The sequence below is a fragment of the Frigoribacterium sp. AC512 genome, assembly GCF_979258295.1.
On sequence record NZ_OZ409850.1, the window covers coordinates 1050010 to 1070372 of the forward strand.

Consider the following 20363-nt stretch of genomic DNA (forward strand, 5'->3'; position numbering starts at 1 on the left):
GGAAGTCTCGTCGTGGTCGTGGTCGTGGTCGTGGTCGTCTGGGTCGTCGTCCGGCACGGGCGTCGGACCGGGTCAGAAGCGCCCGCCGCCGGAGCGACGTCCGCCGCCGCCCCCGCCGCCGCCGCCTCCGCCGAAGCCGCCCCCGCCGCCGCCGCCTCCGCCGAAGCCGCCCCCGCCGCTGCGCCCGCCGAAGCCGCCGAGGCCGCCGAGGCCGCCGCTGCCGAAGCCGCCCCGCCCGCCGCCTCCGCCGCCGAGCAGCCCGCCGAGGACGATCCCGGTGACGATGCCGCTCAGGTCGGCCCCGCCGCCTCGTCCTCCACCGCCGAACGGCACGCCCTGCTGGTACGACGACACCTCGGCCTGTGCCTCCGACGAGGCCGTGCCCGCGAGCTGCACCGCGAGGTGCGCCTCGCCGAGGGCTCGATCGCGGTCGGAGGTCGCGAGCGAGACGGACGTCGCGAGGTGCCGCTCGGCCTCGGAGAGGCGTGTGCGCGGCTGCGGGCCGACCGCGCCGCGTCGGGTCTCGATGAAGTCGCGGGCGGCGCTGATCTGGCTCCGGGCGGTGAGGAGCGCCTGGTCGAGTGCGGCCTGGGCCCGGCGGTCCTTCTCGACGGCGTCCCGGAGGGCGACGAGGGCGGCGTCGATGCGGACGTTCGCGGTGTCGAGGCCGGCCAGCACGGCGAGGGGGTCGTCGGTCTGCGTCTCGCCCAGGGCGACGGCGGCGCGGGCTGCGGCGACGGCGCCGGCGACGTCGACGCCCTCGGGCACGCGGTCGTCGGGGAGCGACTCGGCCGCGGCGACGTCGCGCCGGAGGTCGGCCGAGAGCGCGGCTATCGTCGTGCCCGCGGTGCGCAGGGCCTCCGCCGCCTTGTCGACGGAGCCGACGAGCTGGTCGACCTGGCCGAGCGACTGTCGTGCCGCACGCACGGACCCCACGGCCTCGCCGGTGTCACCTCGACCGATCGCCGCGGTCGCCCCGGCAGCGGACTCGTCCGCGAAGTCGAGGAGGCGGTCGGCCTGGTCCGGGGCGTCGGCGACCGTGGCCACGGCCCTGGCCGAGTACGTCTGCCGGAGCTGCGTCAGGAGCGATCGGGCACGGTGCACCGCCTCGCGTCGACCGGCGACCTCGCCGGGCAGCGCGGCGGCCTCGCGGGGAGCGCGCTCCTCGTCGGCGCGGAGGGCGTCGAAGGCCGCCGACTGCTCGTCGAGCGAGCGTCCGGCCTCGTCGCAGAGCTGCACGATGCGCTCGGTCCACTCGCGACGCTGCTCGGGCGAGTCGGGCACGGAGTCGTCCAGCCGCTGCTGCAGCTCGAAGGCCTCCCGTGCCTGCTCTCTCGCCGCGGTCAGCGCCGCGGCGAACGGGGCGACGGCATCGTCGCCGAACTGGGCCGCGGCGAAGCCGACCTCCTGGGCGCCGGCGGTCAGTTCGTCGTCGAGGGCGACGAGCAGGGCGGCTGCACGGCGATCCAGCTGGGCCTGCACCTCCTCCGCGGAGCGGAAGGCGCGTCGGCGGGCGCGGCCGCGGACGACGGCGAAGACGACTGCGCCGATCGCGGCGAGGACGACGAGCCCGACGAACGCCCAGAGCAGCCAGGAGAGGTCGGGCCCGGCGGCGTCCTGCCGGATGCCGTCCGCGAGGGCCACGGCGGCCCCGGCCCAGTCCGAGTCGCGCAGCTCGGGCTCGAGGACGTCCGACTGGAGGGACTCCTGCTGTCCGGCGGTGATCGTCGAGCTCGAGGAGACGGAGAGGTCGTAGACCCGGTCGTCGACCGCGACGCTGAGGAGGACGTCGTCCGTGCCGAGCTGGTTGCGCTCGGCCGTGGCGATGCCCCAGGCCGCGCTGTCGGCGGGGGACTCGAAGGAGTCGACGTAGACGACGAACAGGTCGATGCCGGCATCGGCCGAGAGCTGGTCGAGGCTGTCGGTGACCTGCGAGACCTCTGCCGTCGAGAGGACGCCCGCGTCGTCGAGCACGTAGGCGCCGTCGAGGTCGACCGGCGACGACGCCGCGGCCGGTGTCGCGCCGAGGCCGATCGCCCCCACGGCGAGCAGCGCGGCGACGCCGCCGGTGACGGCCCCCCGCGCCCCTCGTCGGTCTCGTCGACCCCTCGCGCTGACGGTCACGGTTCTCCCCTCGGTCCGGTGACTGGAGTTTAGCCACGGGCCCCCCGACGGGGGCCGGGCGGGCTGCTCGTGTGGACGGACGCGAGCCGTGCCCCACCGGGGAGGGAGCTCGGCGTGACGGGAGCTCAGCCGACGAAGAGCAGGACGACGGAGGCGACGGCACAGAGGGCGCCGACGCCGATCAGGATCCAGCCCACCGTGCGGAGGGCGCGGCCGTCCTCGTGCGGCGGGTCGAGCCTGGGCCGGGCCGGCCGCCACGGGTCGTAGTGCACCACCAGCTCGGTCTCGACCGGGGTGTCGACGGGGTGGTCGTCGAACTCGGTCTCGTGCAGCTCGCCCGAGGAGTCCATCCACCTCGCGGTGGCCGCGTGCGCCCAGTCCGGTGCGGGGATGACGACGGCGACCGTCTCTTCCCACCGACGAGAGCGCGAGCGCATGACGGTCCCGGCGAGCAGGAAGGGCGTGCCCACGATGAACCCGAACCAGCCGAAGAGCTCCACGACGGGGGAGATCACGGTGAGGGCGTCGGACACCCCCCGATCGTACTGTGGCCGGGCCGCGTGGTCCTGCCGCCCTAGACTCGTCCCGCCCCGACGACCCCGGAGACCTGCCGACCGTGACCCGCCCCGCCGCCCTCGAGCGCGTGCCCGCCCCGCTCCTCGCCGTCGCGGCCATCGTGTCGGTCCAGTTCGGCGCCGCCCTGGCCCGCACGCACTTCGACGCCCTCGGCCCGCTCGGCGCGGCGGCGCTCCGCCTGGGCTTCGGCGCCCTCGTCCTGCTGCTCGTGTTCCGGCCGCGCGTCGGCGGCTGGTCGCGACGCACCTGGCTCGGCGTCGTCCTGCTCGGCGTCGCCCTCGCCGGGATGAACCTGCTGATCTACCTGGCCATCGACGTGGTGCCCCTCGGCGTCGCGGTCACGCTCGAGTTCCTCGGCCCGCTCACGGTCGCCCTCGTGCAGACCCGCCGGTTCGTCGACGCGGCCTGGGCCGTCCTCGCGCTGACGGGGGTCGTCGTGCTCGGCCTCGACTCGAGCGGGGCCACCCCTCTGCTCGGCGTCGCGCTGGCACTCGGGGCGGGCGCTTTCTGGGCCGGCTACATCGTCGCCAACGCCAGCCTCGGCCGGGGCGACGACTCGCTCGGCGGCCTCGCCGTCGCGATGACGGTCGCCGCGGTGCTCGTGGTGCCGCTGGGGGCCGGGGACGCGGCCTCGGCCGTCTCGGCCGACCCGAGCCTCCTGCTCGTGTTCCTCGTCGTCGCGGTGCTCACGAGCGCCCTGCCGTACTCGCTCGAGATGGTGGCCCTGCGGCGGCTGCCGACGCGGGTGTTCGGAGTCCTGTCGAGCCTAGGCCCGGCGACGGCCGCGCTCGCGGGCCTCGTCGTGCTGGGGCAGGCCCTGGGGGCGCGCGAGCTCGTGGCCCTCGCCCTCGTGACGGCCGCGAGCGTCGGCGTCACGGCCACCGCGCGCCGGCCCCGTCGCGACGGGCCGCTCGTGGAGCCGCCGCCCACCTGACGTCGTACCCCTGCGATGCCCGTTCCCCCGACGGGTGGTGCGCGGGCGGTCCTGGACTGACGAGGAGGGGTCGTTGCCGGCTGTACCCCGTTCACGGGGCTTCGCGGCGGCTTCGCGGGGTACTCTCCGGAGACCGGCCCGATCCGAGGCTGGCTGACCTGAGGAGGACATCATGGGTGCTGTTCTTGAGAGGACGTCGCGAGCGGAGGTCGTGCCCCTGGGCGACGGCTTCCACCGGGTGTCCACCCCCACCGCCGGCGTCATCGGCTTCGTGCACGAGACCGAGGGCCGCTTCGAGGTCCTCCGTGGCCGCGTGCGATCGGCCACGCGCGCCGAGGGTGCGTACCGCACGCTCGACGTGGCCGTCATCGCGCTGACGTACAGCTGAGCCACGACGAGCGGTCGACCGCCGGCAACGGAGCCGGGGGCCGACCGCCCACCAGCACGACGAAGGCCCCGCACGAGCGGGGCCTTCGTCGTCGCCGGCCGGTCGGCCGAGGTGGTGCCCCCAGAAGGATTCGAACCTTCGCCCCTGCCTCCGGAGGGCAGTGCTCTATCCCCTGAGCTATGGGGGCCAGGGACGTCGACAAGGCTAGCAGCGATTGCACGTGGTCACGGACGCGGCGACCGGACGGGAGCAGGCTGGTCCTGTGACTCCTCCCGACTCCGCACCCGGCGCCTCCTCGTCCTCGTCCTCCTTCCGCGACCGCGTGAGGAGGGCGGCGTCGCCGAGCCCCGACGTTCGCGAGCTCGACGTCTCGTCCGCGCCTGCCGACCCGGTCGTATTGTTCCTCGAGTGGCTCGACGCCGCCGTCGCCGCCGACGTCGTCCAGCCGCACGCGTTCACGCTGTCGACGGCCTCGACGGCGTCGGGCCCCACGGCCCGCACGCTCCTCCTCAAGGACGTCGACGACGCCTTCTGGTTCACGTCGTCGGCGCTGAGCCCCAAGGGCCGCCAGATCGCCGAGGACGAGCGCGTCGCGCTCACCTTCTTCTGGGCGGCTCAGGGGCAGCAGGTCCGCGTCACCGGCTCGGCGGTCCCCGGCCCGCGCGACGTCGCGGAGCAGGACTTCCGCCACCGGCACCCCGACTCGCGTGCCGTCGCCGCCGCCGTGCCGCAGAGCACGGAGATCGACGACGTGCGGGCGGCCGACGAGGCGCTCGACCGTGCCCGCGCCCAGGTGGAGGCCGACGACGACCTCGTGCCCGACGACTGGACCGCGTACCGGGTGCTGCCGGTGTCGGTCGAGTTCTGGCAGGCCACGACGGGCCGCGACCAGGTGCGCGTGCGGTACGACCGGGTCGGCGACGACTGGCGCCGCGCCTCCCTCTGGCCGTAACTCCGCGACACACAGCTGGCCGGGGACGCGACCGCCGACGACCATGGAGCCATGACCTCCTCCCTCGTCCGCCCCGGGTCCGCTGCCGTCGTCGCCGCGCGCCCGATGCTGGCCGTGGTCGAGGTGACGGCACACCGGCCCCACGCTCCGCGGTACCACTCGTACGTCCAGACCCTGAACGAGCGCATCGTCGAGGACGCGACCGCGCTCGGCTGGGACGCCCGCCGCGTCGCCGCGGGCGACCTCGGCGCCGCCGAGCTCCTCCGCGTCACCGGCGGCGCCTCCGCGATCGTGATCGCGGGGGAGAGGACCTCGACCCGGTCACCTGGGGCGGACGCCGCGGCTACGAGGGCGAGGGTCGTCACGACGAGGAGGCGGACGCCGGCCAGATCGCCCTCGTGCGTCGTGCGCTCGTCCGGTCCACCCCCCTGCTCGGCATCTGCCGCGGGCACCAGGTGATCGACGTGGCGCTCGGCGGCACCCTCGTGCCCCACCTCGACGACGCCCACGGCGCCCACCGGGGCTCGGGAGCGGTCGAGAGCCTCATGGTCGACCACGACGTCGAGCTCGCCCCCGACAGCCGCGTCGCGGCGGCGCTCGGCGGCACCACGGCCCGTGTCCGCAGCGCGCACCACCAGGCCGTCGACCGTGTCGGCGAGGGCCTGCGGGTCGTCGCCCGTACGGCCGACGGCGGGATCGAGGCCGTGGAGCACGAGACCGCGCCGATCACGGGCGTGCAGTGGCACCCCGAAGACCGCGGCGCCGACCGGACGCACTTGCCGTTCCTCTTGTCCCTGCTGGCGGCCCAGGCCGCCGAGGTGTCCCGCGCCGCCTGACCGCCGCCTCCTGCTCACGGGCCTGACGACCGCGGCTCTGCCTGTCGTGGGCCGACCCGCCGGTCGCCCCACGCCCAGCCGGTAAGATCGACGACCGTGACTCCCGCCGAACTCTCCACGTCCCTGCTCGCCGTCGTCGACGGGGTGCTCCAGCGTCGAGGCGTTCCCGCCGACGTCGTCGTGACGCCCGCCGACGTCGTGCTCGAGCGGCCCCGCAACCGCGACCACGGCGACTGGACCACCAACGTGGCGATGAAGTTCGCCAAGCGGGTCGGCGCCTCGCCCCGCGACCTGGCGACCGAGATCGCGGCCGAGCTGGCCGAGGTCGACGGCGTGTCCGACGTCGACGTCGCCGGCCCCGGCTTCGTCAACGTGCGGCTCGACGCGGCCGCCGCGGGCCTGCTCGCGAGGACCATCGTCGAGCAGGGGGCCGACTTCGGCCGCGGCTCGTACTACGACGGCGTCACCATCGACCTGGAGTTCGTGTCGGCGAACCCCACGGGTCCGATCCACATGGGCGGCGTCCGCTGGGCGGCCGTCGGCGACAGCCTCGCCCGCGTCTTCGAGGCGCAGGGCGCCCGTGTCACCCGTGAGTACTACTTCAACGACCACGGCGGGCAGATCGACCGCTTCGCCCGCAGCCTGGTCGCGCGGGCGCTCGGCGAGCCGACCCCCGAGGACGGCTACGGCGGGCAGTACATCTCCGACATCGCCGACCGCGTCCTCGCGGCGACCGACGTCGACGTGCTCGCGCTGCCGCGCGACGAGGCGCAGGAGGCCTTCCGCGCCGCCGGGGTCGACTTCATGTTCGCCGACATCAAGCAGTCGCTGCACGACTTCGGCGTCGACTTCGACGTCTACTTCCACGAGAACGAGCTGCACGAGTCGAAGGCCGTCGAGCGTGCCGTCGCCCGGCTCCGCGAGCTCGGCCACATCTACGAGGCCGAGGGCGCGACCTGGCTGCGCACCACCGAGTTCGGCGACGACCGCGACCGGGTCGTCATCAAGACGGACGGCGAGGCGGCGTACATCGCGGGCGACCTCGCCTACTACCTCGACAAGCGCGAGCGCGGCTTCGAGCGCAACCTGATCATGCTCGGCGCCGACCACCACGGCTACGTCGGACGCATGATGGCGATGTGCGCCGCGTTCGGCGACGAGCCGGGCGTCAACCTCGAGATCCTCATCGGCCAGATGGTCAACCTGCTCCGCGACGGCGAGCCGATGCGCATGTCGAAGCGCGCCGGGACGGTCGTCACGATGGAGGACCTCGTCGACGCCGTCGGCATCGACGCCGGGCGCTACTCGCTCGTGCGCAGCCCGGTGAACAGCTCGATCGACATCGACCTCGACCTCTGGACGCGGCGCACCAACGACAACCCGGTCTTCTACGTCCAGTACGCGCACGCCCGCACGCGGTCCGTGGCGCGCAACGCCGAGGCCGCCGGCGTGACGCGCGAGGCGTTCGACGCCTCCCTCCTCGTCCACGAGACCGAGAGCGCCCTGCTCGGCGCGCTGGCCGAGCTGCCGCGCGTCGTCGTCCAGGCCGCCGAGCTCCGCGAGCCGCACCGCGTCGCGCGCTACGTCGAAGAACTGGCCGGCACGTACCACCGCTGGTACGACAGCTGCCGGGTGACCCCCCTCGGCGACGAGGAGGTGACCGACCTGCACCGCACACGCCTCTGGCTCAACGACGCGGCCGGGCAGGTCATCCGCAACGGCCTGGGCCTCCTCGGCGTCTCCGCCCCCGACCGGATGTGACGACGAGATGAGCGACGTCGACGACTTCTTCGCCGAGCGGGCCGTCCCGCGCCGCCGTGCCCGGGGCGCCGCCGCCGGCCTGTTCGTGCTGGTCGGCGTCCTGGTGGTGCTCGCGATCCTCGCGGTCGTCGCCGACGTCGTGACCCGCGGCCTGGTCGAGCAGCGCGCCGCAGCCGAGATCTCGACCGCGACCGGCCTGGACGACGTGGCCGTCGACGTCCACGGCACCTCCGTGCTCTGGCAGATCGCGCACGGCTCGCTCGACGACGTGACGCTGTCCTCGGGCGCGGCGGGCGACCCCGTCTCGTTCCGCCTCGACGTCAGCGACGTCCCCACCGACCTCGAGGGCACCTCCGGCGCGGTCACGGGCACGCTCTCGGCCGACTCCGCGACGGTGAGCTCGCTCGAGGGCGTCTCGTCCGCCGGCGCGACCGTGACGCTCGGCGACGGCGACGTGACCTACGCCCGCAGCTTCGACGTGCCCGTGCTCGGGGCGGTGCCCGTCGACGTGACGGCCACGCCCGCGATCGCCGACGACGGCCGTGCCCTCGACTTCACCCCGACGCGGGCGTCGCTGCCCGACACCTCGCTGTCGCTCGACCTGACGCCGTTCCTCGGCGACTTCGCCCAGCGCGTCTGCGTCGCCGAGCAGCTGCCCCCGGGCGTCGTGCTCACGTCGGTGGACGTCGAGCCGGGCCGGGTGCAGCTCGGCCTCCGGTCGGACGGGCTGCCCCTGACGTCCTCCGGCCTGGCCGCGAAGGGCAGCTGCAGCTGATGCCGGGGCACCGGTCGCCGCAGGGCTCCGTCACCGACGGCCGCTGTCGCTAGGCTCGTCGTCGTCCTGCCCCTCCCGATCCCCACCGAGGTCCCCGTGTCGCCCAACCCCCTCGCTCCCGACTGGCTCCTCGAGCCCGACGACGTCGACGCGCTCGACCGCTCGGTCTGGTCGCACGGCACCCTCCGCGGCGACGACGGCGTCGTCGCCGTCGCCGGCGTCCGGGCCACCGAGCTCGTCGCCCGTCACGGCAGTCCCCTCTACGTCGTCGACGAGGACGACTTCCGGGGGCGCGCCCGCGGCGCGAAGGAGGCGTTCGACCGGGAGCTCGGACGCGTCGGCACCAGCGCGATCGTCTACTACGCGGCCAAGGCCTTCCTGTCCGTCGAGGTGGCCCGCTGGGTCGCCGAGGCGGGCCTGCGCGTCGACATCTGCACCGGCGGCGAGTTCGCCGTCGCCGCGGCGGCCGGCGTCGAGCCCTCGCGCATGGCGTTCCACGGCAACAACAAGTCGCTGGCCGAGATCGACCGCACCGTCGCCGCGGGCATCGGCAACATCGTCGTCGACAACGCGGAGGAGGTGGTGCGGGTCGCCGAGGCCGCTGCCCGTCACGGCGTCGTCCAGTCCGTCCGCGTCCGCGTCAACAGCGGCGTGCACGCGTCGACCCACGACTACCTCGCGACGGCCCGCGAGGACCAGAAGTTCGGGATCACCCTCGCGGACGCACCGGCCGTGGTGGCGGACATCCGCAGCCGGCCGTCGCTGCGGCTCCTCGGCCTGCACTCCCACATCGGGTCGCAGATCTTCGGCTCGGACGGCTTCGGCGAGGCCGCGCGCCGGCTCCTGGCCCTCCACGCGGAGCTGCTCGTCGACGGTCCCGTCCCCGAGCTCAACCTCGGCGGCGGCTTCGGCATCGCCTACACGTCGGTCGACGACGCGCGCCCCCTCGACGAGCTCGCCGCGGCGCTGGCCGACATCGTCGCGGCCGAGTGCGCGCGGCTCGGCATCCCGCTGCCCGTGGTCGCCGTCGAGCCCGGCCGGGTGATCGCCGGGCCGTCCGGCACGACCCTCTACACGGTGGGCACGGTCAAGGACGTCGCGGTCACGGTCGACGAGCAGACCGGCGAGACCGCCGTCCGTCGCTACGTCAGCGTCGACGGCGGGATGAGCGACAACGCCCGGCCGGCCCTCTACGAGGCCGACTACTCGGCACGCGTGGTGAGCCGCGCCTCCTCGGCGGCCCCGGCCCTCGTCCGGGTCGCGGGCAAGCACTGCGAGAGCGGCGACCTCGTCGTGCTGGCCGAGTACCTCCCCGCCGACGTCGCGCCGGGCGACCTCCTCGGCGTGCCCGCGACGGGCGCGTACTGCTGGAGCCTCGCGAGCAACTACAACCACGTGGGGCGGCCCCCGGTCGTCGCGGTGCGCGACGGGGCCTCGCGGGTCATCGTCCGTGGTGAGACCGAGGCCGACCTGCTCGCCCGCGACGCCGGCCTCGACTGAGCCTCCCGGCGCACGTCTCCCGACCACCCCTGCCCCTCAGCTCACGGCGCCCCGACCGGGTCGCCTCCACAGAACGGAACACCATGGACGAATACCGCGACGTGAGGGTCGCCCTGCTGGGCGCCGGATCGGTCGGGTCGCAGGTGGCCCGCCTGCTCCTCGAGCACGCCGACGAGCTGGCGGGCCGTGCCGGCGCGGGCCTGCAGCTGGTCGGCATCGGCGTCCGCGACGTCGACGCGCCCCGCGACGTCGACCTGCCGCGCGAGCTGTTCACCACCGACCTCGAGTCGCTCATCCTCGGGGCCGACATCGTCGTCGAGCTCATGGGCGGGCTCGAGCCGGCCCGCCACCACGTGCTGCAGGCGCTGCTGTCCGGGGCCGACGTGGTCACGGGCAACAAGGCGCTGCTCGCGCACCACGGCCCCGAGCTCTTCGCGGCGGCCGAGCAGGTCGGTGCCCAGCTCTACTACGAGGCGGCCGTCGCCGGCGCCATCCCCATCATCCGACCGCTCCGCGACAGCCTCGCCGGCGACCGGATCCGCCGGATCATGGGCATCGTCAACGGCACGACCAACTTCATCCTCGACCGGATGGACACCGACGGCGACACGCTCGAGGACGCCCTGGCGACCGCGACGGCCCTCGGCTACGCCGAGGCCGACCCGACGGCCGACATCGAGGGCTACGACGCCGCGCAGAAGGCGGCCATCCTCGCCAGCCTCGCCTTCCACACGACGGTGCCGCTCTCGGCCGTGCACCGTGAGGGCATCACGTCCGTGACGCACGAGCAGGTGCAGGCTGCACGCAAGGCCGGCTACGTGGTCAAGATCCTGGCGATCTGCGAGCGGCTCACCGACTCCGACGGCGTGGACGGCGTGAGCGCTCGCGTGTACCCCGCGCTCGTCCCGCTCGACCACCCGCTGGCCGCCGTCCACGGGGCGAAGAACGCGGTGTTCGTCGAGGCCGAGGCCGCCGGCGACCTCATGTTCTACGGCGCGGGGGCCGGGGGAGTGGAGACCGCCTCTGCGGTGCTCGGCGACCTCGTGTCGGCCGCGCGCCGACACGTCGTCGGCGGCCCCGGCGTCGCCGAGTCGACCCAGGCCGACCTGGCCGTGCTGCCCATCGGCCACGTCGTCACCCGCTACCAGATCACCCTCGACGTCGCGGACCAGCCCGGCGTCCTCGCCGAGGTCGCGACGGTGCTCAGCCAGCACGGCGTCAGCGTGCACAGCGTCGAGCAGACCGGCGGGGTCGAACCCGGTGCGTCACGTGACGAGGAGGCGCCCCCCGCGACCGCTACCCTGATCATCGGCACCCACCGTGCCCGCGAGTCCGACCTCGCCGCCACGGTCGTCGCCCTCCGCAACACCGCGGTCGTGAACTCCGTCACGAGCGTCCTGAGAGTCGAAGGAGCCTGATGGCCCACCAGTGGCAGGGTGTCCTGCGCGAGTACGCCGACCGTCTCGACGTGACGGAGGCGACCCCGGTCGTCACCCTCGGCGAGGGCGGCACGCCCCTCATCCCGGCGCCGGCGCTGTCCGCGCGCACCGGGGCGAAGGTGTTCGTCAAGTACGAGGGCATGAACCCGACCGGCTCCTTCAAGGACCGCGGCATGACGATGGCCATCTCGAAGGCGGTCGAGCACGGGGCCAAGGCCGTCATCTGCGCGTCGACCGGCAACACGTCGGCGTCGGCCGCCGCCTACGCCGCGCACGCCGGCATCACCGCCGCGGTGCTCGTGCCCGAGGGCAAGATCGCCATGGGCAAGCTCAGCCAGGCCGTGGCCCACGACGGTCAGCTGATCCAGATCCAGGGCAACTTCGACGACTGCCTCGACATCGCGCGCGACCTGGCCGAGAACTACCCGGTGCACCTCGTGAACTCGGTCAACAACGACCGCATCGAGGGCCAGAAGACGGCCGCGTTCGAGGTCGTCGACGTGCTCGGCGACGCCCCCGACTTCCACTTCCTCCCCGTGGGCAACGCCGGCAACTACACGGCCTACACCCGCGGCTACCGCGAGGACGTCGAGGCCGGTCGGTCCACGCGCCTGCCGCGGATGTTCGGCTTCCAGGCCTCCGGCTCGGCGCCCATCGTGGCGGGCGAGGTCGTGAAGCACCCCGAGACCATCGCGAGCGCGATCCGCATCGGCAACCCCGCCTCCTGGCAGCTGGCCCTCGAGGCCCGCGACCTCACGAACGGCTGGTTCGGAGCGATCACCGACGAGGCGATCCTCGCCGCCCAGAAGATCCTGGCGGCCGAGGTCGGCGTCTTCGTCGAGCCGGCGTCGGCGATCAGCGTGGCGGGCCTGCTCGAGCGCTCCGACGCGGGCGTCGTCCCGGCGGGCGCGACGGTCGTCCTCACGGTCACCGGCCACGGCCTGAAGGACCCGCAGTGGGCCCTCCGTCGCGCCGACGGCTCCGAGGTCACGCCGACGGTCGTCGAGAGCGACACCTCGCGCGTCGCCGAGGTGCTCGGGCTCGTCCCGGCCTCTGCGTGACCGAGGCGTGCTGATGACCCGAGCGGGCGACGTGCGGTCGGTGCTGGTCCGGGTGCCGGCGACCTCGGCGAACCTCGGCCCCGGCTTCGACACGCTCGGGCTCGCCGTCTCGCTCTACGACGAGCTCGTGGTCACCACGACCACGGGCTCGGGCGTCGAGGTGCACGTCGAGGGCGTCGGGGCGGGCGAGGTCCCCACCGACGAGGGCAACCTCGTCGTGCAGGCGATCGCCGCGGCCTACGCCTCCGTCGGCCAGCCGCTGCCGGGTCTCCGGCTCGAGGCCCGCAACGTGATCCCGCACGGGCGGGGCCTCGGCTCGTCGGCCGCCGCCATCGTCTCCGGCGTCGTCGCGGCCAAGGGCCTGCTGGAGGGGGTGGTCGAGTTCTCCTCCGCCGACCTGCTGAGGGTCGCCACCGAGATGGAGGGCCACCCCGACAACGTCGCTCCGGCCCTCTTCGGCGGGCTCACCATCGCGTGGATGACGTCGTCCGGGCCCGCCCACAAGCGCCTCCTCGTGCACCGGGGCGTGTCTCCCGTCGTGTTCGTGCCGGAGTCGACCCTCTCGACGAAGCTCGCGCGCAGCCTCCAGCCCGCATCGGTGCCGCACGAGGACGCGACGTTCAACGTGTCCCGCTCCGCGCTGCTCGTGGCGGCGCTGATCCAGAGCCCCGAGCTGCTGCTCGCCGCCACGGAGGACAGGCTCCACCAGAGCTACCGGGCGAGTGCCATGCCCGAGACCGATGCGCTCATCACCATGCTGCGGGACGCCGGCCTGGCCGCCGTCGTGTCCGGTGCGGGCCCCTCGCTGCTGGTGCTCGGGAGCGACCCCGCGCAGCGCCTGTTCGCGGCGGATCTCGTGGCCGAGCACTCGCTGTCCGACTGGCGTGCCGTCATGCTCGCCGTCGACCTGCGGGGTGCTACAGTGAAGCCGCACCCGGTAGAGAATCAAGATCCCCTGGGCATCTAGCAGCACCTCCTCGGTTCTCGAGTAGGCGTGTCGAGTCCCCAGGCTCCCTGATCCCCCCGGGCCGCACATCCCGTAGTGCACATCTCGCAGCGTCCGTCCGCCTGTCTGGCGTACGTGCGCCGCACCTCCGTGAGCTCCTCTGCGCATCCCGCGCAGCGCGCATCCGCGCAGGGCCTGCCGACAGGGCAGACCCCAGGCCACGAGGTGTGACCAGCTCAGCCTCGCGGCTCTCGCGGGGGAGCGGAAGGAACCCAACACCAGTGTCAGACGTCGACATCCGCAACTCTGCGGACACCACCGCCGAACTCAGCGCCATGCGCCTCCCGCAGCTCCAGGCCCTCGCCTCCTCGCTCGGCATCAGCGGTCTCTCCAAGCTCCGCAAGGGCGACCTCGTCGCCGCGATCGCCGCCGTGCAGGCGCAGTCGACCGGGGGCAGCGCTGCCCCGGCCGAGACCGCCGCGCCCGTCGTCGAGCAGCCCGTGCTCGACGTGCCCGTCGAGGCGGTCGCCGACGCGCCCGTCGAGGTCGCCGCCGCCGAGCCGGCCGAGACCGCTCAGGTCGCCGTCGCCGACGAGGCGCCCGTCGCCCCGACCCGTGCCCGTCGCGGCTCGCGTCGCGCCACTTCCGCTGCCGGCGCCCCCGCTCAGCGCGGCGCCGGCGACCACGTCAACGGCGGAGAGTCGGGCGTCGAGCCCGTCCTCCAGGCCCCCGCCACGACTCCGGTCGAGGCTCCCGTCGCGCAGGCCGAGCAGGCCCCCGCGGCAGAGATCGTCACTCAGGAGGCGCCCGTCGCCGCCGAGCGTCCCTCGCGCAGCCGCCGTGGCTCGCGCCGCGCTTCCGACGCGACCGTCGCCGAGGCTCAGGCCGCGGCGCAGGGCGAGCAGCCCGCCGACACGACCACCGACCTCGACACGTCCGTCGACGACGCCGAGCGCGCCCAGGGCGACCAGGGCGCGAACGACCAGGGCCATGGAGACCAGGCGCAGGGCGACCAGTCCGGCCAGCAGGGCGGCGGCCGTCGCAGCCGCAGCCGTGGCCGCGGAGACCGCAAGAACGCCCAGTCCGGCCAGCAGGCCGCGGCCGGCGACCAGCAGCAGGACCGTCAGCAGCAGGGCGGCCAGAAGGCTGACCAGCAGCAGGACCGTCAGCAGCAGGGCGACCGCCAGCAGCAGGACCGTCAGCAGCAGGGCGGCCAGAAGGCCGACCAGCAGCAGGGCGACCGCCAGCAGCAGGACCGCCAGCAGGGCACCGGCCCGCAGCAGCAGGACGAGAACGGCCGACAGGGCCGTGGCCGTCAGCGTGACCGCAAGCGCGGCCGCGGCGTCCAGACCGACGAGTTCGAGCCCGAGATCTCCGAGGACGACGTCCTCATCCCCGTCGCCGGCATCCTCGACGTGCTCGAGAACTACGCCTTCGTGCGCACGACGGGCTACCTGCCCGGCGCCAGCGACGTCTACGTGTCGCTCGGCCAGGTCAAGAAGTACCACCTCCGCAAGGGCGACGCCGTCGTCGGCGCGATCCGCCAGCCGCGCGAGGGCGACCAGGGCCAGGGCCGCCAGAAGTACAACGCCATCGTCCGGATCGACTCGATCAACGGCCAGCCCGTCGAGGAGGCGGCCAAGCGCGTCGAGTTCGGCAAGCTCACGCCCCTCTACCCCCAGGAGCGACTGCGCCTCGAGACCGAGCAGCAGAAGCTCTCGACCCGCATCATCGACCTCGTGTCGCCCATCGGCAAGGGCCAGCGCGGCCTGATCGTCTCGCCGCCCAAGGCCGGCAAGACGCTCGTGCTGCAGGCGATCGCCAACGCCATCGCGGTGAACAACCCCGAGGTGCACCTCATGGTCGTCCTGGTGGACGAGCGTCCCGAAGAGGTCACCGACATGCAGCGCACGGTCAAGGGCGAGGTCATCGCCTCGACGTTCGACCGTCCCGCAGAGGACCACACGACGGTCGCCGAGCTCGCGATCGAGCGGGCGAAGCGCCTCGTCGAGCTGGGCCACGATGTCGTCGTGCTGCTCGACTCGATCACCCGTCTCGGCCGTGCCTACAACCTGTCCGCGCCGGCCTCCGGCCGCGTGCTGTCGGGCGGCGTGGACTCGTCGGCCCTCTACCCGCCGAAGCGCTTCTTCGGCGCCGCGCGCAACATCGAGAACGGCGGCTCGCTGACCATCCTGGCGACCGCGCTGGTCGAGACCGGCTCGAAGATGGACGAGGTGATCTTCGAGGAGTTCAAGGGCACCGGCAACATGGAGCTCCGCCTCTCGCGCCACCTCGCCGACAAGCGGATCTTCCCGGCCGTCGACGTCAACGCCTCCGGCACGCGTCGGGAAGAGATGCTGCTCAGCCCCGACGAGGTCAAGATCACGTGGCGCCTGCGCCGCGCCCTCGCTGGCCTCGAGCAGCAGAAGGCCCTCGAGATCGTCCTCGGCAACCTCAAGGAGACGCAGTCGAACGTGGAGTTCCTCGTGCAGATCCAGAAGTCGATGCCCGCGAACGGCCACGACGCCGGCCACAAAGACCACTGATGTTCGAGTCGGTGTCCGTGCTCCTCGCGGAGCACGACGACCTGCAGACGCAGCTCAGCGACCCCGCGGTGCACGCGGACGCCGCGCGCGCCAAGAAGATCAACCGCCGCTACGCCGAGCTCAGCCGCATCGTGGCTGCCTACTCGGCGTGGCAGCAGGCGGGCGACGACCTCGAGGCCGCACGGGAGCTCGCGAAGGAGGACGAGGCGTTCGCTGACGAGGTGCCCGCGCTCGAGCAGGGCCTCGACGAGTCCCAGGAGAAGCTGCGGCGCCTCCTGATCCCTCGTGACCCCGACGACGGCCGTGACGTGATCATGGAGATCAAGGGAGGCGAGGGAGGCGCGGAGAGCGCCCTCTTCGCCGCCGACCTCCTGCGCATGTACCTGCACTACGCCGAGGGCATGGGCTGGAAGTCCGAGATGATCCAGAGCGACGACAGCGACCTGGGCGGCTACAAGAACGTCCAGGTGGCCATCAAGTCGAACGCCACCGACCCGTCGCAGGGCGTCTGGGCCCACCTCAAGTACGAAGGAGGCGTGCACCGCGTCCAGCGCGTGCCCGCCACGGAGTCCCAGGGCCGCATCCACACCTCCACGACCGGGGTCCTCGTGTTCCCCGAGGTCGACGAGCCGGAGGAGGTCGACATCAACCAGAACGACCTCAAGATCGACGTCTACCGTTCGTCCGGTCCCGGGGGCCAGTCGGTCAACACGACCGACTCGGCCGTCCGCATCACCCACCTGCCCACGGGCATCGTGGTGGCGATGCAGAACGAGAAGAGCCAGCTGCAGAACCGAGAGGCCGGCATGCGCGTCCTGCGCGCACGCATCCTCGCGCGTCAGCAGGAGGAGCAGGCGGCGATCGCGTCGGACGCCCGCAAGAGCCAGATCCGGGGCATGGACAGGTCGGAGCGCATCCGCACCTACAACTTCCCGGAGAACCGCATCGCCGACCACCGCACCGGCTACAAGGCGTACAACCTGGACGCCGTGATGGACGGGGCCCTGCAGCCCGTCGTCGAGTCGTGCATCCAGGCCGACGAAGAGGCCCGGCTCGCCGAGATCGGCGACGCCGCGTCGTGACCGACGCCGTCGCCGACCTCGGGCACGCCCGCACGGTCGACTCCGCCCTCGCGGCGGGGTCGGCCGTGCTCGCGTCGTCCGGGGTGCCGACGCCGGACGTCGACGCGGAGCTGCTGCTCGCCCACGTGCTCGACCTCGGGCGGGGCGTGCTCCGCGCCCGGGTCGTCACCCGGTCCGCCCTGACGAGCGACGCCGTCGGGGCGTTCGCCGCCGCGATCGCACGGCGCGCCGCGCGGGAACCGCTCCAGCACATCACGGGCACTGCACCGTTCCGGTCGATGCAGCTGCACGTCGGGCCGGGCATCTTCGTGCCCCGGCCCGAGACCGAGGGGGTGGCGCAGCTGGCCGTCGACGCCCTGCGCGCCGCGGCCGAGCCCGCCCCGATCGCGGTCGACCTCGGCACGGGCAGCGGTGCCATCGCCCTGGCCATGGCCACGGAGGTGCCCCGATCGTCCGTCGTCGCGGTCGAGCTCTCGGCCGAGGCCGCCGTCTGGACCCGTCGCAACATCGCCGCGGTCGGCGCCGAGAACGTGCGCCTCGTCGAGGGCGACCTCGCGGACGCCCTGCCCGAGCTCGACGGCACCGTGTCCGTGGTCGCCTCGAACCCTCCGTACATCCCCGTCGGGATGGTGCCGCGCGATCCCGAGGTGCGCCTGCACGACCCCGCGCTCGCCCTCTACGGGGGAGCCGACGGCCTCGACGTCGTGCGCGACCTGTCGGCGACGGCCCTCCGCCTCCTGCGCTCCGGCGGTGTGCTCGTCATCGAGCACGGCGAGGCACAGGGAGGCGCCATCCGCGACCTGCTGGACGCCGACGGCTGGCGGTCGACGGTCACGCACCCCGACCTCACCGGTCGCGACCGTGCGACGACGGCGGTGCGCTGACGCCCTCTCCAGGTCGTCCGCACTATCATCGTCAGGTCATGGCCTCCCTCTACGACCTCTCCGTCGACTCCGAGCTCCTCGCCGGCATGCGTCGAGCACGCGGCGCCATCGGCCGGGGCGAGCTCGTGGTCCTGCCCACCGACACGGTCTACGGCGTGGCCGCCGACGCGTTCGACGCCGGCGCCGTGCAGAAGCTCCTCGACGCCAAGGGCCGGGGCCGCCAGTCGCCGCCTCCCGTCCTCATCAAGGGCCAGGAGACGCTCGCCGCGCTCACCTCGACGGTCCCCGAGGTCGTCAGGCCGCTGCTCGACGAGTTCTGGCCGGGGCCGCTCACGGTCATCTTCCGCGCGCAGGCGTCCCTCAGCTGGGACCTCGGCGACACCCGCGGCACCGTCGCCCTGCGCGTGCCGAGCCACCCGCTCACCCTCGAGCTGCTCGAGGAGACGGGGCCGCTCGCGGTCTCGAGCGCCAACCTCACCGGTCGCGCCGCAGCCGAGACGGCCCAGGCCGCCCTCGACATGCTGGGCGACTCGGTGTCGGTGTACCTCGACGCCGGCCCCGTGGGCAGCGGCTGGGAACGGCGGCCCGGCGCCAACACGGGCTCGACGATCGTCGACGCGACGGGTGCGTCCGACGGCGTCGTCCGCATCGTCCGGCACGGCGTCCTGCCCGACTCCGAGATCAGACGCGTCGTCGGGGCCGACGCCCTCGCGTGAGGTACTACCTCCTCGCGATGGTCATCGCGGCGGTCGTCAGCTTCGTGCTGTCCGTCGTCGTCTGGCGCCTCGGCCTCCGCTTCAAGCTCTACCCGACGATCCGCGAGCGAGACGTCCACAAGACGCCGACGCCCCGGCTCGGGGGAGTGGCGATGTGGGCGGGGGTCGTGGTCGCCCTCCTCGCGGCCTGGTTCGTCTTCCCCCTCATCTCCGGCGTCGACTACTTCCGCCTCGTGTTCGCGGACCCCGGCCCACCGCTGGCGATCCTGGGCGCGGCGACGATCATCGTCGTCATCGGCGTGGTCGACGACCTCTACGACCTCGACTGGATGACCAAGCTCGCCGGCCAGATCATCGCGGCGGGCGTCCTCGCGTGGCAGGGCGTCCAGCTGGTGTCCCTCCCGATCGGCGGCAGCCTCGCCATCGGCTCTCCCTACATGTCGCTGATCCTCACGATCCTGGCCATCGTCCTGGTGATGAACGCGGTCAACTTCATCGACGGCCTCGACGGGCTGGTCGCCGGGGTGACGATCATCGCGAACAGCGTGTTCTTCATCTACAGCTTCGTCATCTCGATCACCATCGGCCAGACCGAGTACTTCAACCTGGCTGCGCTGCTCACGGCCGTCCTCATCGGGGCCTGCCTCGGCTTCCTGCCGCTCAACTGGCATCCCGCTCGGCTCTTCATGGGCGACGCGGGCGCCCTGCTCACCGGCCTCGTCATGGCGACGAGCGCCATCTCGGTGACGGGTCAGATCGACCCGGCCACGATCTCGCGCTCCGCGCTGCTGCCGGCGTTCATCCCGATCCTGCTGCCGTTCGCCGTCCTGGTGGTGCCCCTCCTCGACTTCGGCCTCGCCGTGCTGCGTCGCGTGAGCGCGGGCAAGTCGCCGTTCACGGCCGACCGGAAGCACCTGCACCACCGCCTCCTCGACATGGGCCACTCGCACTTCCAGGCCGTGCTGATCTTCTACTCGTGGACCCTCGTCGTGTCGGTCGGCTGCCTGATGTTCCTCTTCGTCAAGCCCGCCTGGCTCGTCGGCCTCTTCCTCGGCGTCGGCCTGGTGGTCTGCGCCGCCCTGACCCTCGCACCGCTGAGCCGCAGGAAGCGCGTCGAGGTCGCCGTCCAGAGCACCCGCACCGCCGACCTCGCGGCGAGCGAGTCGGGACGCTTCGACCCGCTCGACGAGGCCGCCGGAGTCCTCGACCCGTCCGACACCGACACGGCGCAGGACGCCGTGGTGCCCGAACTGACACCCCCGGAGGAACGCCCATGAACGCCCGATCGATCTTCACCAAGATCCTCACCTACACGGGCTTCCTGGCCCTCGCGATCGCCGTGGTGGGAGGCGGTCTGGGCTACGCCCTCGCCGGGACGGACGGACTCTGGAGCGCGCTCGTCGGGGTGGCCCTCGCGGTCGTCTTCGCGGGCATCACCGCGGCGAGCATGCTCATCGCGATCCGGTTCCGCCTGGCGGCCTTCTTCGGGATCGTGATGGGCGCCTGGCTGCTCAAGCTCGTCATCTTCGTCGTCCTGCTGGTGCTCGTGAAGGACCAGCCGTTCGTGAACGACGTCGTGCTCTTCCTGGCGCTCGTCGTGTCGATCATCGGCACCCTCGCCATCGACGCCCTGGTGGTCGTCCGCGGTCGGCTGGGCAACGTCAGCGACGCGGTCCTGCCTCCCGCGCCGCAGGACTGACGGGTCCACGGACCACCACGACGAGGCCCCTCCCGGCCCGTGCGCGGCGGCGGCCGGGCCGTGTTCCTTGCAGGGCATGAAAAGACCGCCGCCGATTCGTGCCAGCGCCGAATACCTTGATAGAGTCATGACCGTTCCCCGGCC

General features: G+C 73.3%; 18 protein-coding genes and 1 tRNA gene. 16 read left to right on the forward strand and 3 right to left on the reverse strand.

What is annotated here, in order from left to right; all coding sequences use genetic code 11:
• Positions 1-72: 72 nt before the first annotated feature.
• Together ACZZ97_RS04780 and ACZZ97_RS04785 are read right to left on the reverse strand one after the other, a co-directional pair.
• A complete protein-coding gene (locus ACZZ97_RS04780; protein ID WP_463472429.1) occupies positions 73-2124 on the reverse strand; it encodes a TPM domain-containing protein in 2052 nt (683 codons plus the stop codon).
• A gap of 125 nt (positions 2125-2249) precedes the next feature.
• A complete protein-coding gene (locus ACZZ97_RS04785) occupies positions 2250-2657 on the reverse strand; it encodes a hypothetical protein (protein WP_314102267.1) in 408 nt (135 codons plus the stop codon).
• 83 nt (positions 2658-2740) lie between these two features.
• Between ACZZ97_RS04785 and ACZZ97_RS04790 the strand changes: the two genes are divergently transcribed.
• Together ACZZ97_RS04790 and ACZZ97_RS04795 are read left to right on the forward strand one after the other, a co-directional pair.
• The gene (locus ACZZ97_RS04790) at positions 2741-3634 is read left to right on the forward strand and encodes an EamA family transporter (protein ID WP_463472430.1); all 894 of its coding nucleotides are present in this window, start codon (positions 2741-2743) and stop codon (positions 3632-3634) included.
• 172 nt (positions 3635-3806) lie between these two features.
• Positions 3807-4022 carry a hypothetical protein gene (locus tag ACZZ97_RS04795; protein ID WP_192041912.1) on the forward strand — a complete coding sequence of 72 codons (216 nt, stop codon included), beginning with the start codon at positions 3807-3809 and terminating at the stop codon, positions 4020-4022.
• Positions 4023-4134: 112 nt separating this feature from the next.
• Here ACZZ97_RS04795 and ACZZ97_RS04800 read toward each other — a convergent pair.
• Positions 4135-4209 (reverse strand) — tRNA-Arg (locus ACZZ97_RS04800).
• A gap of 75 nt (positions 4210-4284) precedes the next feature.
• Here ACZZ97_RS04800 and ACZZ97_RS04805 point away from each other — a divergent pair.
• The 14 genes from ACZZ97_RS04805 (at position 4285) to ACZZ97_RS04870 (ending at position 20219) form a co-directional block, all read left to right on the forward strand.
• Positions 4285-4974, forward strand: coding sequence for a pyridoxine/pyridoxamine 5'-phosphate oxidase (locus ACZZ97_RS04805; protein WP_463472431.1), 690 nt, complete (start codon positions 4285-4287; stop codon positions 4972-4974).
• A 212-nt stretch (positions 4975-5186) separates the two neighbouring features.
• Positions 5187-5810 carry a gamma-glutamyl-gamma-aminobutyrate hydrolase family protein gene (locus ACZZ97_RS04810; RefSeq protein WP_463473763.1) on the forward strand — a complete coding sequence of 208 codons (624 nt, stop codon included), beginning with the start codon at positions 5187-5189 and terminating at the stop codon, positions 5808-5810.
• Between the two features lie 96 nt (positions 5811-5906).
• On the forward strand, positions 5907-7571 hold the full coding sequence (gene argS / locus ACZZ97_RS04815; protein WP_314102271.1) for an arginine--tRNA ligase: 1665 nt from the start codon (positions 5907-5909) through the stop codon (positions 7569-7571).
• A 7-nt stretch (positions 7572-7578) separates the two neighbouring features.
• A complete protein-coding gene (locus tag ACZZ97_RS04820) occupies positions 7579-8346 on the forward strand; it encodes an LmeA family phospholipid-binding protein (protein ID WP_463472432.1) in 768 nt (255 codons plus the stop codon).
• A 96-nt stretch (positions 8347-8442) separates the two neighbouring features.
• The gene (lysA, locus tag ACZZ97_RS04825) at positions 8443-9846 is read left to right on the forward strand and encodes a diaminopimelate decarboxylase (RefSeq protein ID WP_463472433.1); all 1404 of its coding nucleotides are present in this window, start codon (positions 8443-8445) and stop codon (positions 9844-9846) included.
• Between the two features lie 83 nt (positions 9847-9929).
• Positions 9930-11264 (forward strand): homoserine dehydrogenase, encoded by a 1335-nt coding sequence (locus ACZZ97_RS04830; RefSeq protein WP_314102274.1) that lies wholly within the window; start codon positions 9930-9932, stop codon positions 11262-11264.
• Entirely contained in the window at positions 11264-12346 is a 1083-nt protein-coding gene (thrC, locus tag ACZZ97_RS04835; protein WP_123546331.1) for a threonine synthase, read from the forward strand. Before ACZZ97_RS04830 ends, thrC begins: the two co-directional genes overlap by 1 nt.
• 13 nt (positions 12347-12359) lie before the next feature.
• Positions 12360-13313, forward strand: coding sequence for a homoserine kinase (gene thrB, locus ACZZ97_RS04840; RefSeq protein ID WP_314102275.1), 954 nt, complete (start codon positions 12360-12362; stop codon positions 13311-13313).
• A gap of 260 nt (positions 13314-13573) precedes the next feature.
• Positions 13574-15838 (forward strand): transcription termination factor Rho, encoded by a 2265-nt coding sequence (rho, locus tag ACZZ97_RS04845; RefSeq protein WP_463472434.1) that lies wholly within the window; start codon positions 13574-13576, stop codon positions 15836-15838.
• Positions 15838-16920 carry a peptide chain release factor 1 gene (prfA, locus tag ACZZ97_RS04850; protein WP_463472435.1) on the forward strand — a complete coding sequence of 361 codons (1083 nt, stop codon included), beginning with the start codon at positions 15838-15840 and terminating at the stop codon, positions 16918-16920. Before rho ends, prfA begins: the two co-directional genes overlap by 1 nt.
• Entirely contained in the window at positions 16917-17804 is an 888-nt protein-coding gene (gene prmC / locus ACZZ97_RS04855; RefSeq protein ID WP_463472436.1) for a peptide chain release factor N(5)-glutamine methyltransferase, read from the forward strand. The genes prfA and prmC overlap by 4 nt, the downstream gene beginning before the upstream one ends.
• A 38-nt stretch (positions 17805-17842) precedes the next feature.
• On the forward strand, positions 17843-18520 hold the full coding sequence (locus ACZZ97_RS04860; RefSeq protein ID WP_192041902.1) for an L-threonylcarbamoyladenylate synthase: 678 nt from the start codon (positions 17843-17845) through the stop codon (positions 18518-18520).
• Complete coding sequence (locus ACZZ97_RS04865) at positions 18517-19797, forward strand: MraY family glycosyltransferase (protein ID WP_399539994.1); 1281 nt, start codon at positions 18517-18519, stop codon at positions 19795-19797. Before ACZZ97_RS04860 ends, ACZZ97_RS04865 begins: the two co-directional genes overlap by 4 nt.
• Complete coding sequence (locus ACZZ97_RS04870) at positions 19794-20219, forward strand: hypothetical protein (RefSeq protein ID WP_123546321.1); 426 nt, start codon at positions 19794-19796, stop codon at positions 20217-20219. The genes ACZZ97_RS04865 and ACZZ97_RS04870 overlap by 4 nt, the downstream gene beginning before the upstream one ends.
• Positions 20220-20363: the final 144 nt, after the last annotated feature.